Origin of the sequence: Bacillus sp. NTK071 (genome assembly GCF_017303315.1) — a bacterium.
Taxonomy (GTDB): Bacteria; Bacillota; Bacilli; order Bacillales; family Guptibacillaceae; genus Guptibacillus.
Window position 1 is genome coordinate 561,519 of record NZ_JAFKOI010000002.1, and the last position, 21,014, is coordinate 582,532.

Genomic DNA, 21,014 nt, shown 5'->3' on the forward strand with positions numbered 1-21,014 from the left:
CCTCTCATTGTATCACATTTCCGCCATATTCTTTATTCTCGATACTCGTATAAGACAATGTCGTCATAAACCGGATCATATATGGAGGATGAATGAAAGTCTTTCACTTTCTTAATGGCATTTACAATGGGACTGCCTTGTTCTTTAAATCCATCTACAACTTCCCCTGTTAAGAAAATCCGATGGTTTTCGTAATAACTTTTATCAGATTGAAAAGTAGAGTACGTATAGATCTGTTCGTGTTCAAAATCGGTATCTACGTATTCCATTACCCTTGTTTCTTCCCATGTATACACAATAACCGGTTCCTCTATATCTTCTAGAAAGTCAATGAGTTGATGGACAGCTGCTGGCTTCGTCCCCTCTTTCATAACGTTGTATGACAATACAGTTTGTGTTAACACTATGCCGATCAGAAGAATTATCACGCTATTACGTAGAAAATTATGATTTATACAAACTAGATAAACAAGACTAAACATCATCATCGTTGGTAGAGGAAGAATATGTCTAGGTTTATCAATGTTTTGTGCAAATAAAGCCCAGAGTAAATAGCTAATAAACATCAATACATACGCCCAACCAAAAGGAGATCGGTAGGAGATATTTGTTTTGTTCGATAAGTTGTTAGCCCCAACTAGTGTCAATAACCCCAATAGAACTATCAATAAAATGCTCTGACCGCTACTACCAGTCCACATGATATTATGAATGAATAAATCGAGAACTCTTTCATATAAAGTTGAAGAAGCTGATACCGCAGTTCCACCCCAATCTTGAAAATGACCAGTTGAGAATCCTAGTGCTAGTTGAACGAATGCTGCTACTCCTCCTTCTGATACAGCAAGGCCAGCCACCCAAATCAACTGAAACAATAACGCGATACCAATTTGAATGACTAAAAACGAGAGGTATTCACGCATTTTGTATTGCTTTCTTCGTGATAGTAAAAGGAACAGAAGTCCAATGCCAAACGGCAAGTACGATAGCCGAATGCCTAGTAGGAAACTAAATAATAAAGATGACAAAACAACAAATCCAGTTGATGTTCGCTGAAAGGCGATATTTAGTACCCAAATATACCACCAGAGAATAGCCACTGCAGATGCTTCACTCATTGGTTGAATTGTCATGACATTTAGAAATACCATCGATTGAATAATTGCTACCGCCACTACACTACTAGTCTTTGAGAGATAGGAGCGACTTAGGGCATAAACTGGATAAATTGTTGTAAGTAATAAGATAGAATTCCAAATGGAAAGGGCTTGAGCAGGATTTACAATCCACTTATTTATAAACATCCCACCTAGGATGAAATAAGGATACCCTGGGAAATGTGGCTGCATAGCAAATAGGTCAAATCTATTTAATGCTAAAGAGAAGTCAACCTGATCCCATGAACGCGGCACATCAATTGCATAGACGAGTCTCCACCATATGATAAGAAATATACTGCTTACGGAAACAGTCCATAGTGCACGTATCAAAAACTTATTCCATACGAAATGCTTCTTTAAACGATTCAACCCTCATCACCCTTCACAGACTCGTAATAATAAAGAAAAAGCACAAGACGATATGCTTCGCCTTGCACTTAATCAATTATTTAACCGCTGATTCATTCATCTTGTTTGTTGCTTTAAATACTGATGATTTTGGTTCTTTAACACTAGCTTTCACAGGTTCTTTTTTCGAATTAACTAGTAGGTAAATGACTGCAAAATATCCGATATAAGCAACAATTTCTTCAATAGATGGCATAGAAGAATAACCAAACAATGCTTTAAAGAAAATGCCTACATCTCCGGAAAGCAATGGAGCTACACCATGATCACGAAGGTAGTGAGCATAATCAATCGGATGCTCCGGCATGAACCAAGTTAAATCGTAAACGTGAGGCATAACGCTTCCGATCATTTTAATATCCTGCATCATTGAAATGCCTTGAACAAACAATCCACCTGCAATTAATACAATGAAGATACCGGTAATTTTAAAGAAAGATTTAAGTGGGATACGCATTGTTCCCTTAAAGAAAAAGTAGGATACAGCGGAAGCAATTACAATTCCTGTAAGCGCTCCCCATCCTTGAAATCCTTTGCCAATATCTCCACCAGTAATGGCAGCGAAGAAGAAGACCGTCTCAACACCTTCACGAAGAACGACGAGAAATGAATGAATAACCATTCCAACCACATTACCTGTGGTAATATACTGAGTCATTTTACCTTCTGTCTTACCTTTAAGATTTCGACTATGTGAAGCCATCCAGAAAACCATCTGAGTAAGCAGAACAGCAGAGATTAGCATAATGGAAATCTTCAGGTAGATCTCACTTCCCATTGCAGCGAACCCTGTGAAGACAACTTGGAACAACATCGCGACACCAACGCTTGCTACTACTGCAAGACCTGCACCAAGCCAGACAAATTTATTATACTGGCACTGTCCCATTCTCTTCATGTACGTAGTTATGATTCCAATGATGAGAAGTGCTTCAAGTACTTCTCTGAACATAATCAGTAATGCCTGAATTTCCATTATGCTTTCCCCTTTCTGCAAACAAATGTTACGAGCGACGACGTTTTCTTGTATATATTACTACGCTCGAAATCACGACAACCAGCAAGACAATCGGTAACCAATTGGATAATTGACCAAGGTCAGTCCAGTCAGTTTTACCGTTGCTTGCAGCTTCTTCATCTGTGGCACTTTCACCAAAATGCCCAATTTCAACAGATGTCATATCGAATTGAGCTTTTAATCCTTCAAGGATAATCTCTTTGCTTTTGATATATTGTTCTTTATCTGATTCTTTCTCACCAACCCCGAATAAACCAGGGTTTCCTAAAGAATTAAGAAGTGTTTCAAATTCAGCTTTCATTGTTTCATCAAGATCTGCATTCTTTTGTTTAACGACAGGTGAAAGCTTTTTGTATGTTGCATCCGCTTTGCCTACCAGTTTTCTAGTTGTATCATACTCTTCAAAATCCTGTTCAACGCCCTCGAGTCGACGTGAAATATTGAGAACAAGAATCTGCTGCATATTTTTTATAATAGCTTCTTTATCCTCGTTATCAAGCTCGTTTTGAACGGCTTGAACAGCATCTTCACCCATATGTAATTGTATTTCATCTCTTACAGAAGCAAATATTTTATTCGCTTCATCGTATTTTGGAGGAGACTCGTTTAATTTAGCAGACATCTCAGTATACGCTTCGGCGACCTTTTCTTCAGTTGGATCACCATAAGAATAGGCCTGAGCTAGATCAGGCACTGTAAGTGTACTGATCAATATGATAATGAATGCCGTTGACAGAATGCGTTTTTTCATTGAAAATCCTCCTCATTGATAATGATAATGATTATCAGCACTTAAGTCAATAACTGATCTGCAATTATTGTGACTTTTCTGCCACGAATGTAGGGATAGATCTTTCGGCTACGACATGAGCTTCATCATTGATCTCTACCTGTTTAACCGGGCGCGTTATCTCTTTAAAAATTGCAGGTAGAACCGATGTCATATAGGCTTTGAATTTAATATAAGACTCACCTGTAGAACGCACCTGATACGTGATCGGCACTTCTTTAACTCTAAACCCTTTTCTAACAAGATTTAATGTTAGGACCTGAGCATAGTTGTAGTCATGAATAATTTCACCATGCTCCATTGCCTGTTTCGAGAACACCCTCATTCCCGACTGACCATCATAGATCCACTTCTGTAATAAAAGAGATTGTAAGAAAGTAAAACAATAATTTCCTAATCGACGATGAAGGCGCATTCCGTCAATCGTTCCTTTAAAACGTGAACCCATTACATAATCAGCTTCGCCACATAATAATGGCTCTAACAGTTCAGGTAGTTCCCATGCAGGATACTCATTATCAGCATCAAGCATGACACCAATATCCGCGCCAAGTTCTAGTGAATAAGATAAACCTTTACGAACAGCTGCACCTAACCCTTGGTTTGTATCAAAAGAAAAAATATAATCTGCGCCAGCATTCTTCGCTACTTCCACCGTTCGATCAGTCGATCCATCATCAATGACGAGTACACTCACATGAACACTAGAGTGAAAATCACGAGGAATTTGCTTAATAACTTCTCCGATCGCATTTTCTTCATTATGGGCAGGTAAAAATACAATTACATGTTGTTTCATTAGATCATTTCTTCCTTCCTATCTTGAAAAGCATCTTTAAGAATAGCTCCTCTACTATGAGATGGTATTGGAGCTCCTAAAAGATGAGCAACAGTTGGGGCTACAGATGTAAGGCTATGCTTGTCCTCAATAATCTTCCCTTTTGCTATTGAAGGGCCATTCATAAAGAACGGTACGTATCGTTCCCCTTCATCAAGGTGGCCATGTCCACCAATTCCATCTGCTTGACCATGGTCAGCACAAACAATTAATGTTGTATTCTCCATGAATCCTTGCTGCTCTAGCCATCCTACATACTCTTCAACTAATTTATCTGCTTCTTCAATTTTTTGAATGTAATCATCATACAACACACCTCGAGCGTGGCCAGTTTGATCGGTACCGATTAACTGTACTGCGAAGAAATCGGGATTCTTATCCAACATAATTTGGCGTGCACCTTCCATGATTTTCGTATCAGCTACATCATTGTTCATTACTGCTGTTACTGTATCAACATCTTCACCCATCGCATCAACAAGATGAGCAATCCCAAGAAGACGACCGCTTTTCCCGACTTTACGTAGAGAATCAAATATTGTCTCTACCTTTACTCCAAGCTTCCAGACCATATTAGATTTAATACCATGTTCAATAGGGTATGTGCCTGTCATCATTGAAGAAAAACACACAACTGTTCGTGCTGGATAAACAGTTTCCATCTGACTGTATTCTGTCCCATTTTTCTTTAATGAGTCGAGGAAAGGTGTATTCGCCTCTTGAAAACGTTCTTTGCGCATTCCGTCAATAACGATCATCATAACGCGTTCATTTGTTAAGGTAGCTGGTATGTCCATCGTATAATCGGGTTTGACCTCTGGTTTCCAATCAAATAAGTTACGATGCAAAATAAAGCTAAACAACCAGATCCCAGCATATAAGTATAGAAGATTTGCCCAGTCGAATGATGGACCTGTACCCATTGATGCGTTAATGACCATTGACCATATTGGTAAAAGTAATAGGAATTTAGGCAATTGTTCTTGAGCATTCCCGCTCGTTGAATCACTATTCTTAAGTACTAACTTCCAGAATCGTGTAAAGTTAAGCCAGCTTGTCCCAATTCGAAGATGATAATAGAACGTACCCCAGAAGAAAACGGTAAAGAAGAAATACAAACCAATTCCAAGCATTGCTGCTGAGAGGGAGTACGTATCAAATAGTAATAAATAGGCGATTAACGGTATCCATAAATAATTCCTTAAGAAAAGTGGAAAATCGTATAAGTAATAGATAACAAGAAGGGGAAGAATGGCACCAAGCCCAAGGAAAAAGGCTCCCCAGAACTCGACTTCAGACCATTGAGTTATATACAATAACAAAATAGTACCTGTTACAAAGATTGGGGTGAATGGTTTACCCTCATTAAGAAGATTCCAGCACCTCGCTGCTATTTTCTCAAATCCTGATGCTTGTTTCATGATGTTTCTCCTTTCTTTTTTAGAAACGTCTTCAACTTACGAAATTGAAGGGGATAAAGATAATACGCCACTAGACCGGCAGCAAAAGAATAGAGGTACTTAAATGCATGTGTGACTAGCGCGATTGAAAGAGCTTCTTCCCATCCAAAACCGATCTGATTAAGAGAGAAGCTCATCACACTCTCATAGGTTGCAAATCCTCCTGGTGCAAGCTGAAACACCCCTGCCCCCACAGATAATGCCGTTACCCACATCGCATTTAAATAAGTAAACGTGGTTTCTGTTAGCCTTGCAACTCCGAACACCACAACCCCTTCAGCAATCCAACTAGCACACGATAGCACTAAAACAACAGGGAAATATGGTGAGGTCATGAGGTCTCTCAATATGAGCAACTGTGACCTTGTAAAAGATCGAAACTTACTTTTTTTAAGAAATAGAATAACAAGGAGACCTAAAGCAACTAAAGCAAACACCGATCCAATTAGAAAATGTAGATGAACGTTAATTCGAATTAATGCAGCACCAACAATGGCAAATAGACCTAACCAGAAAAGGTCAACGATGCGTAAAAGAACAACCGATTGAATGGCAGTCCCCCATTTCCCTTGTTGTTCCTGTGCAAGAACTCCCATCCGAACTGCTTCGCCACCTTTAAATGGAAGAAGATGATTAAAAAACAAGCTGTAGAAAATACCAGACATGTACACTCTAAATTTAATCTGGTGATCAACAAGCAGTTGCCAGCACCAGCCACGCAACAAGAAAGAGGCTGTATACCCAACAATCATGATGAGAAGCCACAAGGGATGATCAAGTAAGCTAAGGCTGAAAGATATTACAACAGATAAACTAAACTTATTGAATAGAAGAATAATAAACAGAATGACTAGAAGCAAACCTACAGTCCACTTAACTAGTTGTGGTATTTTTTTGCCCATTCGACTGTTCTCCGCAACCCTTCCTCAAATCCTATTTCAGGAACATACCCAAGATCTCCCTCAGCCTTTTCGATGTTACTCCACGTATGTCTCACATCACCAGCACGAAACGTTTCATCCAGCACATTGGCATCAGGAAAATAGTTCATTAATAAACGAATTAAATCTTCAAGGCGAACCGGTTTTCCAGAACCAAGATTATAAATCTCAGACTGACCTGTTTGATTAAGTGCTAGAGATATACCGTTTACAATATCATCTATGTATGTAAAATCTCTGGACTGATGACGGCCGTATATAGTGATTGGCTCACCTTTTAGAAGTTTAGTTAGAAAGAGAGGGATGGCCATATCAGGTCTCCCCCAAGGACCATACACTGTAAAGAAACGAAGGATTGTTAATTTGAACCCATAAAGTGACTGATAGGCATGACAAAATGATTCTGCTCCCGCTTTTGCAGCTGCATAGGGCGACTTTACTTTGCCATTGGCTTTGGATTCCGATAACGGACCATCTTGATTTCCGTATACAGAAGAAGAAGAACCAAATAACACATGTGGCACCCCTGATATTCCAGCAGCTCTCAACACGTTCACGGTAACCTTAATATCTTGATCAATATAATCATGAGGATTCGTTAAGGAAGGCTGAACGCCAGGTAGAGCAGCCAGATGAATAACTGCATCATATATGTGATCTTTAAAATGAGCTATTGTTTTCTCTTCATCTAATAAATCAAACTCGTGTACTTTAACAGGGCCGATCTTTTTAATTTGATCCACCTGCTCCTTTTTCCTTTCAACATGGTAGAATGTTGAAAAGCGATCGATAATCGACACATCATGCTTTGCTTTTAGTAGTGACGTTGCCAGGCTACTTCCAATAAAACCAGCCCCGCCTGTAATCAATATGTTCATATAGTGCACCCCTAAACCTCATATAACCTTTATACAAGAGAAACGGCCGCAAATAGCGGCCGTTACGATCTATCATTATTCTACTACACTTTGTAACTCGGACAAAATTTGCTCACTTAGTTTGTTCGCTTCTTCAGCATTATCGTCAGCAATTGCTTCAAACCAACTTTTTGCATCTGCGTAAAGCGCATCTGCTTTCTCTTGGCCGATTGCATCAAATACTTCCATTTCGATTGCTTTCAAAAAGACATTAGCTTCCATAGCATCTTCTTTTGCTTCACTAACGCTTCCTTCTTCTGCCATTTCAGCAACTTCTTCATGATATCCTTTGATTTTGCCTACAAAAGCTTTTACAAATAAATTGGAAACTTCGTCTGCTTTAATAGAAGCAGAATCATTACTTAGATCGAATAATTCGCTTAGCTTAGCAGCAGCTTCTTCATCACCACCAGCTAGTGAACCTTTAATTGCCTGATAGAATCCTAATGCTTCAGTTTGCATAATTTTCAATTCTTCGGAATCGCCTGAATTTACAGCTTCTTCAATTTTTTCCGCATAAGAATTTGAAGCAAGATAATAACTTCTATAAACCGATTTATCCGTTATTTGCTTGGCTACTGCAAAGTCTTCCATACCTTCTTCGCTAGTAAGAGCTTCTTCTTGTGCAGCCAATCCGCTGTTTATGTTCTCAACGAGACTAGACTCTCCTGCAAGCTCATAATAAGAATCACGTTTTTCAGCGGTTGGAACAAAGATGTCTTCAGCAAGTAACTTAATTTCATTGAAATGAAGCATTGCTTCATCACTCTTATCAGCGTCTTTTGCATCGATTACCGCTTGCTGCAATGACTTTTGTTTCTGATAGAAATAAGATTGAGTGCCTTTATCTATCATCTGTCGTGCAACATTCTCATCAAGCTCTCCTGATTTCCCAGCCTGAATACCCGTTGAAATAAATTGGTCGAATTCGTTATCGATTTCATTCACTGCGCTTTTCAAGTCACTAGTATAAGTCGATTCGACAAGTTCCCAATCAACTTCTTGATCTTCTTTCATCTTATTTAATTCATCGTTAATTGCTTTATATGCATCGACTTGCTTTGCAGTTGCCGATTGGTCAATTGACATTTCTGAATTTTGATCTGAAGATTGAGAATTTGTAGCTTCTTCTTGTTGTGATTTGTTCTCTGTATTTGTAGCGTTTTCAGTATCATTACCACAAGCGACTAGAACTGTACCTGCTAGTGTGATGGAAGCGAATAACATCATAGACTTTTTCATTATGTATAACTCCTTTTTGTAGGGGCATTTATCCATGACGATTATATCGAGAACGATTATCAGTGTCAATACCGTTTACCTATTAGTGAGTATAACTAAACAAAAAAACCCTGATCTGTATAAACAGATCAGGGCTTTTTACATTTCTTCCATTATTGATGTTTAGAAAGAGTTTGCGCAAGAGCTTCTTTTGGTTGGAAGCCAACAACTTGGTCAACTACCTCACCATTTTTGAATACTAGAAGCGTTGGGATGCTCATTACACCGAACTTGCTTGCTGTTTCCTGATTTTCATCAACGTCAAGTTTAACAACTTTCACGTCAGTCATTTCAGCATCAAGCTCTTCAAGAACTGGTGCAATCATTTTACAAGGGCCACACCATGGTGCCCAAAAGTCTGCTAGTACAAGACCTTCACTTGTTTCTTCTGTGAAACTTTGATCTGTTGCGTGTACAATAGCCATTCTATATCTTCCTCCTTAAAACATTTATCACTTGAGTATACCAGGTTAAGGCCGGTTGCCTCAGTGTGCTCTGCCAGGTTGACAATTATCAACTGGCACAAAATGAGTATATCATTAATACTCTACATGATTCCATTTTTTTGACTCACATTCATTGTTCCCCATCTTACTTCTAATAAAACGAGTCAGGATATAATAATCTAAACTTTTCTGGAAGATCTTCTTTTAAAATGTCTGTTTTCGTAAACTTTGTTGCTATGTGATAAGAGTAGTAGTTGATTTCCGCTCCAATCAACTAAGCAGTGTTGTTCTCTATAGGAAAATCCTTTAAAACAACTATCATTTAGAAAAGAGCCTTTAATAAAATATTTATTCAATAAAAAACAATCTTTCAGAAACTTCTACGACTCATAAGAAAAAGCGAGCTATATAGCTCGCTTTCATCTTAGTTTGTTTGAAGTACTTTCTTAAATTCTGCTGTAAGCAATGGTACGACTTCGAAAAGATCGCCTACAATGCCATAATCAGCAACACTGAAGATGCTTGCTTCAGGATCTTTATTGATCGCAACAATTACTTTCGAATTAGACATACCAGCTAAGTGCTGAATTGCACCGGAAATACCGCATGCAATGTAAAGATCTGGCGTTACAACTTTACCTGTTTGTCCAATCTGAAGGGAATAATCACAGTAATCGGCATCACATGCACCACGAGAAGCTCCTACTGCTGCCCCTAGAAGATCTGCTAGCTCCTGAAGAGGTTCAAACCCTTCCTCACTCTTAACACCACGGCCACCAGCCACAATAACTTTTGCTTCAGAAAGATCCACACCTGAAGTTGATTTGCGAACAACTTCTTTCACAATCGTACGTAGGTCTTTAATGTTTACACTTTCTTCAAAAACCTCACCTGAACGAGTCTCATCTATTTCAAGTGCAGCAATATTGTTCGGTCGAATCGTTGCAAGAATAATGCCTTCTTTAACTTTTTTCTTTTCGAAAGCTTTACCTGAATAGATCGGACGAGTAAAGATGACTTCTTCTCCGTCAAGTTCAATGCCTGTAGCATCTGATACAAGACCTGCATCAAGCTTACTTGCCAGTCGAGGAGCTAAGTCTTTCCCTATAGAAGTGTGCGGCATTAAAATAGCATCAGGATCAACGGAATCAACGATTTGTAAGAAAGCTTGTCCATACCCATCACTCGTATAGTTTTTAAGCTTCTCATCTTCTACTTTAATGACACGATCTGCTCCATAATGGAAAAGAGGATCTGTTAAAGAACTTACATTTTCTCCCACTACTACTGCAATGACTTCACCGCCAGCTGCGATTTCTTTCCCTGCACCAATCGCCTCAAACGATACGTTACGTAATTCATTATCACGAGCTTCTGCAAATACGAGTACTTTTTTAGCCATAATTGTCCCCTCCTATATAACTTTCGCTTCCTGGCGAAGTAGTTTCACTAGTTCTTCTACTTGGTCACCTAACTCACCTTCGAGAACCTTACCTGCTTCCTTTTTCGGCGGAAGATAACGCTCAATGGTTTCTGTTTTTGCTTCGATTTCATCATCTTCTACATCAAGATCATCATAATCGATCTCTTCCAATGGCTTTTTCTTTGCCTTCATAATTCCCGGAAGTGAAGGATAGCGTGGCTCGTTAAGTCCCTGTTGAGCCGTCACTAGTAATGGAAGTTGTGCTTCTACAACCTCCATGTCCCCTTCAACGTCTCGCTCCATTGTAGCCGTTGTTCCATCAATATCAAGTTTAGTAATTGTGGTTACGTAAGCGATTCCAAGTTTCTCAGCAAGACGTGGTCCAACTTGCCCAGTGCTGTTATCGTTGGATACGTTTCCTCCTAGAATAATATCGAATTCCTTATCATCGAAGTATGCTGCAAGAAGGGCTGTAGTTGTGTATTGATCACTATCATCAATATCTTCATTATTGATAAGAACGGCTTTATCAGCTCCCATTGCAAGGGCTGTTCTAAGCTCTTTTTCTACATCTTCATCACCGATACTAACAACTGTTACTTCACCCCCGTGGTCATCACGAAGTTGAATAGCCTCTTCAATGGCATATTCATCATAAGGGTTGATAATGAATTCAACACCTTCTTCACTAATTTTCCCGTTTTCGATAACGATTTTTTCCTCAGTATCAAAAGTTCTTTTCATGATTACATAAATGTTCATATCTTTATCCCTCCCTGAAATAGTTCACTTTATTTATCCTGAAAATGAGGCTTACGTTTCTCAATAAATGCGCGAATACCTTCCTGTCCATCTTCTGAGGCAAAAGCTTTCCCAAAATACTCTCTTTCCTTTTGAACACCTTCATCAAATTGCTCTGATTTAGAATATGTTAGAAGTTTAAGAGCATAGTTAACTGCTACAGCACTCTTCATAGCGATCTTCTCAGCTAGTTCCTTAGCTTTTGGAAGTAGATCTTCTTCGCTATATACTTGATTCGCTAGCCCTAGCGCCACAGCTTCATTGCCTGTAATTGGCTCACTTGTTAAAAGCATTTCAGTTGCTTTCGCTTTCCCAACAAGTGCTGGTAGTCTTTGAGTTCCTGCAAATCCAGGAACCAGACCGAGTTGAAGCTCAGGAAGTCCAAGTTTGGCCTTTTCAGTAACTAGTCGAATGTGACAGGCCATCGCAAGCTCCAAACCTCCTCCAAGCGCAGCGCCATGAATAGCTGCTACGATCGGTTTTGGGAACGCTTCCATTTTATCAAATAACTGCTGTCCAAAACCGCCTAACTCTGCAAATCCCTCTTCACTACTAACTGTAGTAAATTCCTTAATATCAGCTCCAGCTGAGAAAAACTTACCTTCCCCTGAAATAAGGACAACTTTTGTCTCAGGATCTTCTTCAATATTGCTAAGAACTTCGGACAGTTCTTTTAATACATCTGATGCCACAGCATTAGCTGGCGGGCGATTTAATGTTACATGTGCAACCTTGTTTTCATTCGTCAGTCTAATAAATTCCACTTCTCCACTCCTTTCACATATTGGCCCCGGTCTAAGCCGGGACATCTTTTTATTTACTCAAGCCGTTTATCAATAAATTATGAAGCGGCTTTGCGAGTGCCTCTAGTTCGAATTTGTGATCTTTCATTACCCAGTTCGTTACAGTTTCATCCAACGTGCCAAAAATCATTTGTCTAGCTAGTCGAATGTCTAACTCCTCTATAAACAAACCTGATTTAATACCTTCATCGAGAATATGATCAACAAGGGTGAGGTATTTCTTAAGTACCTCGCCGATTTGAGCACGAAGCGCTTTGTTAGTTTGTCTGAGTTCTAGTTGCGTAACGATAGCAAGCTCATAATCTGAACCAAGGTGTTTAAAATGCATATCAATTAGCGTAAACAGCTTATCCATTGCGTTGTCTTTGCGAGCGATTTGCTCTTCTGTTTTGTCGATAAAGCTACCCATTTTTTTCTGGAACAGTGAGATTAGAAGATCTTCTTTGTTCTTAAAGTAAAGATAAATTGTACCATCCGCAACTCCTGCTTCTCTAGCAATCTTAGAAACCTGTGCTTGATGATAACCATTTTGTGCAATGACAACTACCGCTGCATCTATGATTTTATCGTACTTTGGTCCCCTTTTCTTCCCCTTTTCAACCATAGTATTTTCTCCTTTATTCTTTATCCGTCGCTCACCTAAAATGAATGAGCATTCATTCATAATCTTATTGTAGCGATACAGTCCATCTACTGTCAACATAAGATTTCTGAGCGAGCGCTCGTTTGGAATCAGGAGATTTTTCACAAAGTAATCATACCACAATAAGCAGAAATGTGCGAATCTTTCCAGAATATTAATTATTATTTTTTGAATTTATAAAGAAAACCAATCGCTACAGCGATTGGTCCTTTTTCACTTTTTCTTCATCCACTAGAACACGACGGAGAATCTTTCCGACCGTTGTTTTCGGGAGTTCCTCTCGAAATTCATAAAGTCGGGGCACTTTATAGGCAGCAAGGAGTTTACGACAATGTTGATTCATTTCTTCTTCAGTTGTATTTTCGTTCTGCTTCAGAACGACAAATGCCTTAACCGTTTCACCCCTATAAGCATCTGGAATGCCTATAACAACAGCTTCTTGTACTGCTGGGTGTTCATACAACACTTCTTCCACTTCACGTGGATATATATTATAGCCACCAGCAATAATCATATCTTTCTTACGATCGACCACATAGAAATAACCTTTTTCATCACGGTATGCCATGTCACCTGTATAAAGCCATCCATCTTTTAACACCGCATCTGTCTCATCAGGTTTATTCCAATACCCTTTCATAACTTGAGGTCCTTTTACAATCAGCTCTCCAATTTCTTTAAGATCTGCTTCTTCTCCTAGTGGTGACACAATTTTAGCATCTGTGTCTGGCCAAGGGAGACCTATACTTCCAACTACTGTCCCTCCAGATAGAGGGTTCGAGTGTGTTACAGGAGAGGATTCTGTTAAGCCATACCCTTCTACAAGTCTCCCCGTAATTTTCTCTTGAAACTTTTGTTGTACTTCAATCGGAAGGGGAGCCGAACCGCTTATACATGCTTTAATTGATGATAAATCGTATTGATCAAAATCAGGTTCATTTAACAATGAAATGTAGATGGTTGGTGCCCCTGGAAATAGTGTAGGTCTCTGCTTCTGGATAGCCTTTAACGTATCTTTTGGTTCAAACTTAGGAAGGATAATCATTTTGGCAGCATACATAATCGAAAGGTTCATCACACATGTCATACCGTAAACATGGAAGAACGGCAGAATACCCATTACGCTTTCCTCACCGTACTTCGCATCAGGAATCCAGTTTTTACATTGCATCGTATTAACTACAAGATTGAAATGGGTGAGCATAACCCCTTTTGCAAGACCTGTTGTTCCGCCGGTATATTGAAGAAGGGCAAGATCTTCTTTCGGGTTGATCTCCATTTCAATGTCATCCTCACTACCATTTGCTACCCAGTTTTTGAATGTATGAATTTCTTCTGTAGATGGCATTTCAACAAGAAGTCCTTGCTTCTTTTGCTTTTGAATAAGCGGAAAAAGAAGGTTTTTAGGAAATGGTAAGTAGTCCTGAATCTTTGTTACAACGATGTGCTGGAGCATTGTCTTACTCTTTACTTTCAGTACTTTTGGTAGAACAAGATCAAGACAAATCATCATATTCGCTTCTGAATCAGTAAGCTGATGCTCAAGTTCTCTTTCCATATAAAGAGGATTCGTTTGAACAACTACTCCTCCTGCCATAAGTACAGCATAATAACTTATGACTGCTTGTGGACAATTGGGAAGCATAATTGAAACACGCTCACCCTTTACAAGCCCATTCTCTCGTAATGAATTTGCTAGCCGCTTTGCTCGACTAAGTAGTTCTTGAAACGTTAGCTCTTTCCCTAGGAAATGGACTGCTGTTTTGTTAGGATGCTTTGTAGCAGCATCAATTAAATAAGCCTGAAGTGGTTTATTCTCGTATTCAATTGAGGTAGGAACCCCTTCTTGATAATAGTTAAACCACTCTTTTTCAACGTTGTTCGTCATATATCGTCAACCTCCCTTTTCGACTCCTTCCAAACCAATAATTCTCTCTATAAGATAATTATAATGAAAACGCTTAAAATATCCTATCTTTTTTTGATTTTTTTGAATACATTGGCAATTAAAGTCGGAAAAGGTAGACGAGCGTCACTCTTATCTTTCTTTAGCAAAGGGCCTTTTCGTAAACATTGTTGCTATATGAGTGGTTCCGCTCCAATCATGAAGTTTGGTTTTAAAAATATTTGTTTCAAGCAACAATCTTTTATAGAATAGCCTTAGCAAATGAAAAAGAAACAGGCAATTCGCCTGTTTCTTCCCCTCTTATACAAAATAAATTAAATAGACAATACCGGCAATAAAGAACACCCCAGATACGACTATAAGAACTTTCCATAACGTCTCCATAACTTGCTCCTCTTATGAAATCCCTGCTCCAATAACGAAAGACAGGCCAATCGATATCACCATCGAGATAAAACCTACCGCTCGATTGTCAGCTGTAATTTCTTTATCAATCTTAAATTTAGGTGTTAGAAATTCAAAGGTAAAGTATCCAATTAATAAAAGAAAAAAACCGAATACACCCCAGCCCATCATCGTAACAAGCGAATCATTGTGTTCAATTGAAAAACGAAAGATATTGGCTATTCCGAATATCTTACCTCCGGTCGCCATTGCTACAGCAAGATTCCCTTTTTGGATTTCCTCCCAGTTACGATAGGATGTGACAAATTCAAAGACCGCGAGAAAAACAATCATACAAACAATGACAACACTATAATTAGCGGCAGTCTGAAATGCTACACTCTCCCATAATTGATCCATTATGATAATTCCTTTCTCTACTTCAGTTCCACAACGGTTACTCCACCGCCACCTTCATTCATTCCGCCCATACGAAGGTTTTTCACACGGGAGTGACGTTTCAACCATTCATGAACACCTTTTCTAAGCGCACCAGTACCTTTACCATGAATAATGGAAACCTGACTATACCCCGCAAGAAGCGCATCGTCTATATAACGTTCTACTTCCATTTGAGCATCTTCGTATCTTTTTCCTCTCAAATCAAGCTCTGTCTTTACTCTGCTATCGCTACCCCTAACAGTTACTAGAGGCTTACGTTCAACAACTGGTTTTGACTTAATCGCTTCAAGATCATTTGATTTCACGTTCATTTTCATAATACCAAGTTGAACCTGGTATTCGTTCTTTCCGACTTGTTCGACAATATGTCCCTTTTGATTGAAGCTAATTACTTTAACTTCATCGCCAGGTTGGTAGGATCTAACTTTTGCTTTCTTTTGTGCAGGCTTTTCGCTTCGCAGTTCAGGCTTCGCATCCTCGAGCTGTTTCTGTGCATCAATTAACTGATGTTCTTTAACAGATCCTTTTTGGAAAGTACGTAAGTCATGAATAATCCTTTTAGCCTGCTCCTGTGCTTTCTCAACTTCTTCAGCAGCCTTCTGCTCTGCTTCTTCAAACATTCGTTCACGTTGCTTTTCGAATTTCTCTAACTGAGTTTCCAAATCCTTTTTCAGTGATTCAGCTTCTTTTCGGAGATCCGATGCACTCTGTCGATCTAACTCGGCTTGCTTTTGGCTATCTTCTAAGGAAGAGATCATTCGATCTACTTTGTTGCTTTCACTTGAGATCTGTGATCGTGCATCATCAATGATATCATCCATTAAACCGAGGCGTCTTGAAATTTCAAATGCATTACTTCGGCCAGGAACACCAATTAATAGACGATAAGTGGGACGAAGGGTCTCCACATCAAATTCTACACTAGCATTCATAACCCCTTCACGATTATACGCATATGCCTTTAATTCACTGTAGTGAGTAGTGGCAATGACTCTAGAACCACGATTATAGACATAGTCAAGGATTGAGATGGCAAGCGCTGCACCTTCTTGAGGATCCGTACCAGCACCAAGCTCATCAAACAGGACAAGACTTTTGTGATCAATGTTCTCTAGAATCGTAACGATATTCGTCATGTGAGAAGAGAATGTACTTAAACTTTGTTCAATCGACTGTTCATCGCCAATATCAGCAAATATTTGTTGGAAAACGGACATCGTAGAGCCCTCATCAGCTGGAATATGTAAACCCGACTGTGCCATAAGGGTTAAAAGACCAGCTGTCTTAAGTGTAACAGTTTTCCCTCCTGTATTTGGACCTGTAATAACAAGTGATGAATAATCACGTCCAAGATAAAGAGAAGACGGTACGACTTCATCCTGAGGAAGAAGTGGATGTCGACCATTTCTAATTTCAAGTTCACCTTCATCATTCATTGATGGATGGGTTGCCTTCAGCTCATTCGCATATAAAGCTCGCGCGAAAATAAAGTCGATGTCCGCAAGCGTATCGACGTTATGACGTAACGTTTCTGAAGACTCTGCAACACGTCCAGTCAATTCAGTTAGAATACGCTCAATTTCAAGCTTTTCCTTCACTTTCACTTCTTTCAGTTGATTGTTGATGGATACAACCGATTGCGGCTCAATAAACAACGTCGCTCCTGAGGATGATTGATCATGAACCATACCTCCAAATGAACCGCGGTATTCTTGCTTTACAGGGATAACATATCGCTCATTTCGAATTGTAATTAGAGCATCTGAAAGCATTTTTCTCGTGCTTGATGATCGAATTAAACTCTCAAGCTTTTCTCTTACACGAGACTCAAAGCTTCTTAACTGTGTTCGTAGACGACGTAAATCATCGCTTGCTGAATCCAGTAAGTCTCCATCCTGATCAATGCATGCATTAATTTCCTGTTCGAGCTCTGTTTCATGCATAATTTGACTTACAAGATCTCCAAGAAGCGGAAGCTCTACTCCATCTTCAATCATATTCTCGAGGAATGTTTTGAATCGTCTTCCTCCATATATCGTACTTGAAATATCCAATAACTCAGATGGGTTAAGCATTCCACCTATTTCGGCTCTCTTAACACTCTGACGTATATCTCGAATTCCGCCTAATGGTGCCTGACCACGAAGACGGATCACTTTTCTTCCTTCTTCAGTTCCATCTAGCTGATGCTTCACATCTGTAAGGGAGAACAACGGAACTAGCTGTTCCACTTTTTGCTTTCCTAATGAAGACGATACATGTTTACTGAGTCGTTCTTTAACTTTGTCGTATTCGAGTAGTCGCAACACTCTTTTTTGCAATGGTCGTTCCTCCTAGAAGCTATGATTTAGTTAACGATGACGGTTAAAGAATGTTTCAAGTTCTTCCACCGTGTATGTGTTTAAGACGCTCTCTTTTCGTAGCCAACCTCTTCGTCCAGCAGCTACGCCAATTTCCATATGTTCAAGCATGTCCATGTGATGGGCATCTGTATTAATCATTATTTTAACCTCTTCATCCTGTGCTTTACGAAGCCATTCGGCAGCAAGATCCAATCGATTTGGATTGGCATTTAACTCAAGGGCCGTATTCGTTTCTTTTGCAAGTTGGATTAACTTTTCATGATTAAGTGCATAGCCTTTTCTTCTGCCAAGAAGTCTTCCAGATGGATGGGCAATTAAATCGACGTGATGACTCCGTAGCGCTGTTTCAAGACGTCTCATGATTGTATCTTCATCTTGAGTGAATGATGAGTGAATCGACGCAATAACAAAATCCATCTCAGCAAGTAGCTTGTCATCATAATCCAGGGTACCATCCGGTAATATATCCATCTCGACACCTGCAAAAACCTTGAAATCAGTCCATTTTTTATTTAAGCGATTGATTTCCATTCTTTGTTCGCGTAGTCTCTCTGCAGTCAATCCATTCGCTACCTTCAAGTACTGTGAATGATCGGTTATTGCGATATAAGAGTAACCTTTTTCTCTTGCGCGCTCGGCCATCTCTTCTATTGTATAAGCCCCGTCACTCCAAGTAGAGTGCATATGCAGGTCACCTTTAATGTCCTCTAATTGGACTAGCTCCAAATTCTTTTCCTGTGCTTCTTCAATCTCTCCATTATCTTCACGGATTTCTGGTGGAATAAAAGAAAGACCAAAATGGAGATAGAAGTCTTCCTCATTCTTAAAGGTTAGAACTTCTCCATTTTCTAAGGATTCAACTCCGTATTCACTAATTCTCTCACCATGCTTTTTCGCAATCTGCCTCATCTTTACATTGTGTGCTTTTGAACCTGTAAAATGGTGGAGAGTTGTTGCAAATTCTTCGGGTTTTACTATTCGAAAATCAACTGATACGCCATACTCATCGTCTAATTCTAGCGTAATCTTCGTTTCCCCTTTTACGACAATTTTAGAAATGCCGTGAAGCTCTAGCAACTTCTCTGAAACGTCTGCAGCTGTTGTAGTCGAAATAATAAAATCAAGGTCTTTAATCGTTTCACGAACTCTTCGAAGGCTACCTGCCCTTGCAAATTTTTCGATACTCTCAATCTCATTCAATTGCTTCTCAATCTTCTCAGCAAGCGGGAGCATGTATGCAATCGATAGACGATCTGGTCTTTTCCCAACTTCCTCAATCGCGGCGAGTATCTTTTCTTCACTTTTCTTACCGAAGCCTGGAAGTTCCTGAATCTGCTCTGCTTCGCATGCTTTTTTAAGTGAAGCTAGATCTACAACTCCGAGCTCCTTATATAGTTTGGCAAGCTTTTTACCACCAAGGCCGGGCAATTTAAGTAGTGGAACAAGTCCTTCTGGCACTTCTTTCTTTAAAGACTCAAGTGTTTCAGATTCTCCGTTTTCTATAATCTCATTTATAACAGCTGCGGTTCCTTTACCTATGCCTGTTAGTTCAGCAGGATCTTCGATTTGATCCATGCTTCGATCATCTGTTTCTAGAGCACGAGCAGCTTTACGAAATGCTGATATTTTAAAAGGGTTCTCGCCTTTTAGTTCCATGTACACTGCAATCTCTTCAAGGTATTGAATGACGTTCTTTTTATTCATTGTCTTCTCACCCTTCTTAATGAAATCATTACCTCTATCGTATCCATATTTACAGCTAAATCCAATTATTTAATCTTATTTATTATAAAGCTGTTATTGTAAACTTTGTTGCTTAAAAGTAGTGGCCAATTTGCTAAGTGCAGTTTTCCACTCAATCTGTTAGAAAGTCTCTTTACTAACAGATTGTTGCTTTCAAAAAAATTTTTGTATAAGAGCCACACTTCGCTAATTGAAGCGGAAGGAGGCTCACCGCCCGCCCCGCGGAAAGCGAGCATCCTGGAGCGGAAATTAACCTCTCTTATAGCAATATTTTCTATGAAAAGAGCCTTTAGAAAAGAGCTTATAACAAACAAATAACCCTTCTATGCGAAGGGTTATGCTACATGCGTACTCCAGAGATCTTTAATTTGTTCTGTCAGCACAGGAGTGTGCTTCACAATACTCTCTGCAAGAATTGAATTCGATATGGCGGTTTGCACCGTTTCATTTGGAACAAGGGCAGCAATAAATAGAAACAGAAATACGACAATATACACTTCTACGAACCCAAGTACACCACCAAGCCAACCATTCATAGTTCTCAAAATTGGAAGATCCGCAAGAAAATCAAGCATGGACCCAATTATTTGCATAATGATTTTTGTACCAAAAAACAGAAGTGCAAATGCAATTCCACTATAATATGTAGCTTCAAGATTAATAGCATCAAAAACCATGGCTGTTGATGCTGCTTCGTTACCAAAAGATGGATATGGGATCCAAAGTTTTAGATGCGGAGCAAGATCTTTAAAGTACATATAAGCTACAATAAACGAGACAATAAATCCGGTTAAATGGACAACCTGTAGAATTAGTCCTCTTCGAAGTCCTACAAGGAAACCTCCAACCAGTATAATCAAAAGAATTAGATCAACCATCTTACGTTATTCCTCTTCTCTCAGTTTTTTCTTCATTTCTTCAAGTTCTTTTTTAATCATAACGTATTCATTTACTATATTTACTGCTGTTAATACAGCGAGACGCTTTGTATCTAAATATGGATTTAATCCTTTAATCTCACTCATCTTCTCATCGACTAAATTTGAGACTTCACGAATATGTTGATGACTTTTATCGCCGACGATCGTATATTGTTCTCCATATATTTCCACGGTTGTACGTATTTTTCCATGACTGTCTGTCACCCAATAAGCCTCCTATCATGAGAGAGAATCCTAACGTATATCATAGCATGATTATTGTGGTATTGAAATACAGTGCTCTTGA

At 39.2% G+C, this 21,014-nt stretch carries 19 protein-coding genes; all 19 read right to left on the minus strand.

All coding sequences use genetic code 11. The features are described 5' to 3' along the window. Positions 1 to 32: 32 nt before the first annotated feature. The 19 genes from JI666_RS07190 to zapA all read right to left on the minus strand — a co-directional run bounded on the left by JI666_RS07190 (position 33) and on the right by zapA (position 20,932). A complete protein-coding gene (locus JI666_RS07190) occupies positions 33 to 1,529 on the minus strand; it encodes a glycosyltransferase family 39 protein (protein ID WP_206890189.1) in 1,497 nt (498 codons plus the stop codon). 76 nt (positions 1,530 to 1,605) lie between these two features. Continuing rightward, positions 1,606 to 2,544, minus strand: coding sequence for an FTR1 family iron permease (locus tag JI666_RS07195; protein WP_206890192.1), 939 nt, complete (start codon positions 2,542 to 2,544; stop codon positions 1,606 to 1,608). Between the two features lie 28 nt (positions 2,545 to 2,572). After that, positions 2,573 to 3,337: a hypothetical protein gene (locus tag JI666_RS07200; RefSeq protein ID WP_206890195.1), complete on the minus strand. Its 765-nt coding sequence runs from the start codon at positions 3,335 to 3,337 to the stop codon at positions 2,573 to 2,575. Positions 3,338 to 3,401: 64 nt separating this feature from the next. Then, positions 3,402 to 4,175, minus strand: coding sequence for a glycosyltransferase family 2 protein (locus tag JI666_RS07205; protein ID WP_206890197.1), 774 nt, complete (start codon positions 4,173 to 4,175; stop codon positions 3,402 to 3,404). Further along, positions 4,175 to 5,635, minus strand: a complete 1,461-nt coding sequence (locus tag JI666_RS07210; protein WP_206890198.1) for an alkaline phosphatase family protein — start codon at positions 5,633 to 5,635, stop codon at positions 4,175 to 4,177. The genes JI666_RS07205 and JI666_RS07210 overlap by 1 nt, the downstream gene beginning before the upstream one ends. Then, positions 5,632 to 6,576 (minus strand): lysylphosphatidylglycerol synthase transmembrane domain-containing protein, encoded by a 945-nt coding sequence (locus JI666_RS07215; protein ID WP_206890200.1) that lies wholly within the window; start codon positions 6,574 to 6,576, stop codon positions 5,632 to 5,634. The genes JI666_RS07210 and JI666_RS07215 overlap by 4 nt, the downstream gene beginning before the upstream one ends. Further along, the gene (locus tag JI666_RS07220; protein WP_206890202.1) at positions 6,552 to 7,493 is read right to left on the minus strand and encodes an NAD-dependent epimerase/dehydratase family protein; all 942 of its coding nucleotides are present in this window, start codon (positions 7,491 to 7,493) and stop codon (positions 6,552 to 6,554) included. Before JI666_RS07220 ends, JI666_RS07215 begins: the two co-directional genes overlap by 25 nt. A gap of 75 nt (positions 7,494 to 7,568) precedes the next feature. Further along, a complete protein-coding gene (locus JI666_RS07225) occupies positions 7,569 to 8,774 on the minus strand; it encodes a hypothetical protein (RefSeq protein ID WP_206890203.1) in 1,206 nt (401 codons plus the stop codon). Between the two features lie 152 nt (positions 8,775 to 8,926). Then, the gene (trxA, locus tag JI666_RS07230; protein ID WP_136947760.1) at positions 8,927 to 9,238 is read right to left on the minus strand and encodes a thioredoxin; all 312 of its coding nucleotides are present in this window, start codon (positions 9,236 to 9,238) and stop codon (positions 8,927 to 8,929) included. Positions 9,239 to 9,683: 445 nt separating this feature from the next. Beyond that, positions 9,684 to 10,661, minus strand: coding sequence for an electron transfer flavoprotein subunit alpha/FixB family protein (locus tag JI666_RS07235; RefSeq protein WP_206890204.1), 978 nt, complete (start codon positions 10,659 to 10,661; stop codon positions 9,684 to 9,686). A gap of 12 nt (positions 10,662 to 10,673) precedes the next feature. Then, the gene (locus JI666_RS07240; RefSeq protein ID WP_206890205.1) at positions 10,674 to 11,444 is read right to left on the minus strand and encodes an electron transfer flavoprotein subunit beta/FixA family protein; all 771 of its coding nucleotides are present in this window, start codon (positions 11,442 to 11,444) and stop codon (positions 10,674 to 10,676) included. A gap of 29 nt (positions 11,445 to 11,473) precedes the next feature. Continuing rightward, the gene (locus JI666_RS07245) at positions 11,474 to 12,247 is read right to left on the minus strand and encodes an enoyl-CoA hydratase (RefSeq protein ID WP_206890207.1); all 774 of its coding nucleotides are present in this window, start codon (positions 12,245 to 12,247) and stop codon (positions 11,474 to 11,476) included. Between the two features lie 49 nt (positions 12,248 to 12,296). Beyond that, positions 12,297 to 12,890 carry a fatty acid metabolism transcriptional regulator FadR gene (gene fadR / locus JI666_RS07250; protein WP_240688100.1) on the minus strand — a complete coding sequence of 198 codons (594 nt, stop codon included), beginning with the start codon at positions 12,888 to 12,890 and terminating at the stop codon, positions 12,297 to 12,299. Positions 12,891 to 13,122: 232 nt separating this feature from the next. After that, positions 13,123 to 14,817: an AMP-binding protein gene (locus JI666_RS07255; RefSeq protein ID WP_206890209.1), complete on the minus strand. Its 1,695-nt coding sequence runs from the start codon at positions 14,815 to 14,817 to the stop codon at positions 13,123 to 13,125. A gap of 414 nt (positions 14,818 to 15,231) precedes the next feature. Next, positions 15,232 to 15,639 (minus strand): DUF350 domain-containing protein, encoded by a 408-nt coding sequence (locus tag JI666_RS07260; protein ID WP_206890211.1) that lies wholly within the window; start codon positions 15,637 to 15,639, stop codon positions 15,232 to 15,234. A gap of 17 nt (positions 15,640 to 15,656) precedes the next feature. Continuing rightward, positions 15,657 to 18,002: an endonuclease MutS2 gene (locus JI666_RS07265; protein ID WP_206890213.1), complete on the minus strand. Its 2,346-nt coding sequence runs from the start codon at positions 18,000 to 18,002 to the stop codon at positions 15,657 to 15,659. A gap of 30 nt (positions 18,003 to 18,032) precedes the next feature. Further along, complete coding sequence (polX, locus tag JI666_RS07270; RefSeq protein ID WP_206890214.1) at positions 18,033 to 19,748, minus strand: DNA polymerase/3'-5' exonuclease PolX; 1,716 nt, start codon at positions 19,746 to 19,748, stop codon at positions 18,033 to 18,035. A 374-nt stretch (positions 19,749 to 20,122) separates the two neighbouring features. Beyond that, on the minus strand, positions 20,123 to 20,665 hold the full coding sequence (locus JI666_RS07275; RefSeq protein WP_206890215.1) for a CvpA family protein: 543 nt from the start codon (positions 20,663 to 20,665) through the stop codon (positions 20,123 to 20,125). A gap of 6 nt (positions 20,666 to 20,671) precedes the next feature. Then, a complete protein-coding gene (zapA, locus tag JI666_RS07280) occupies positions 20,672 to 20,932 on the minus strand; it encodes a cell division protein ZapA (protein ID WP_206890217.1) in 261 nt (86 codons plus the stop codon). Positions 20,933 to 21,014 lie beyond the last annotated feature (82 nt).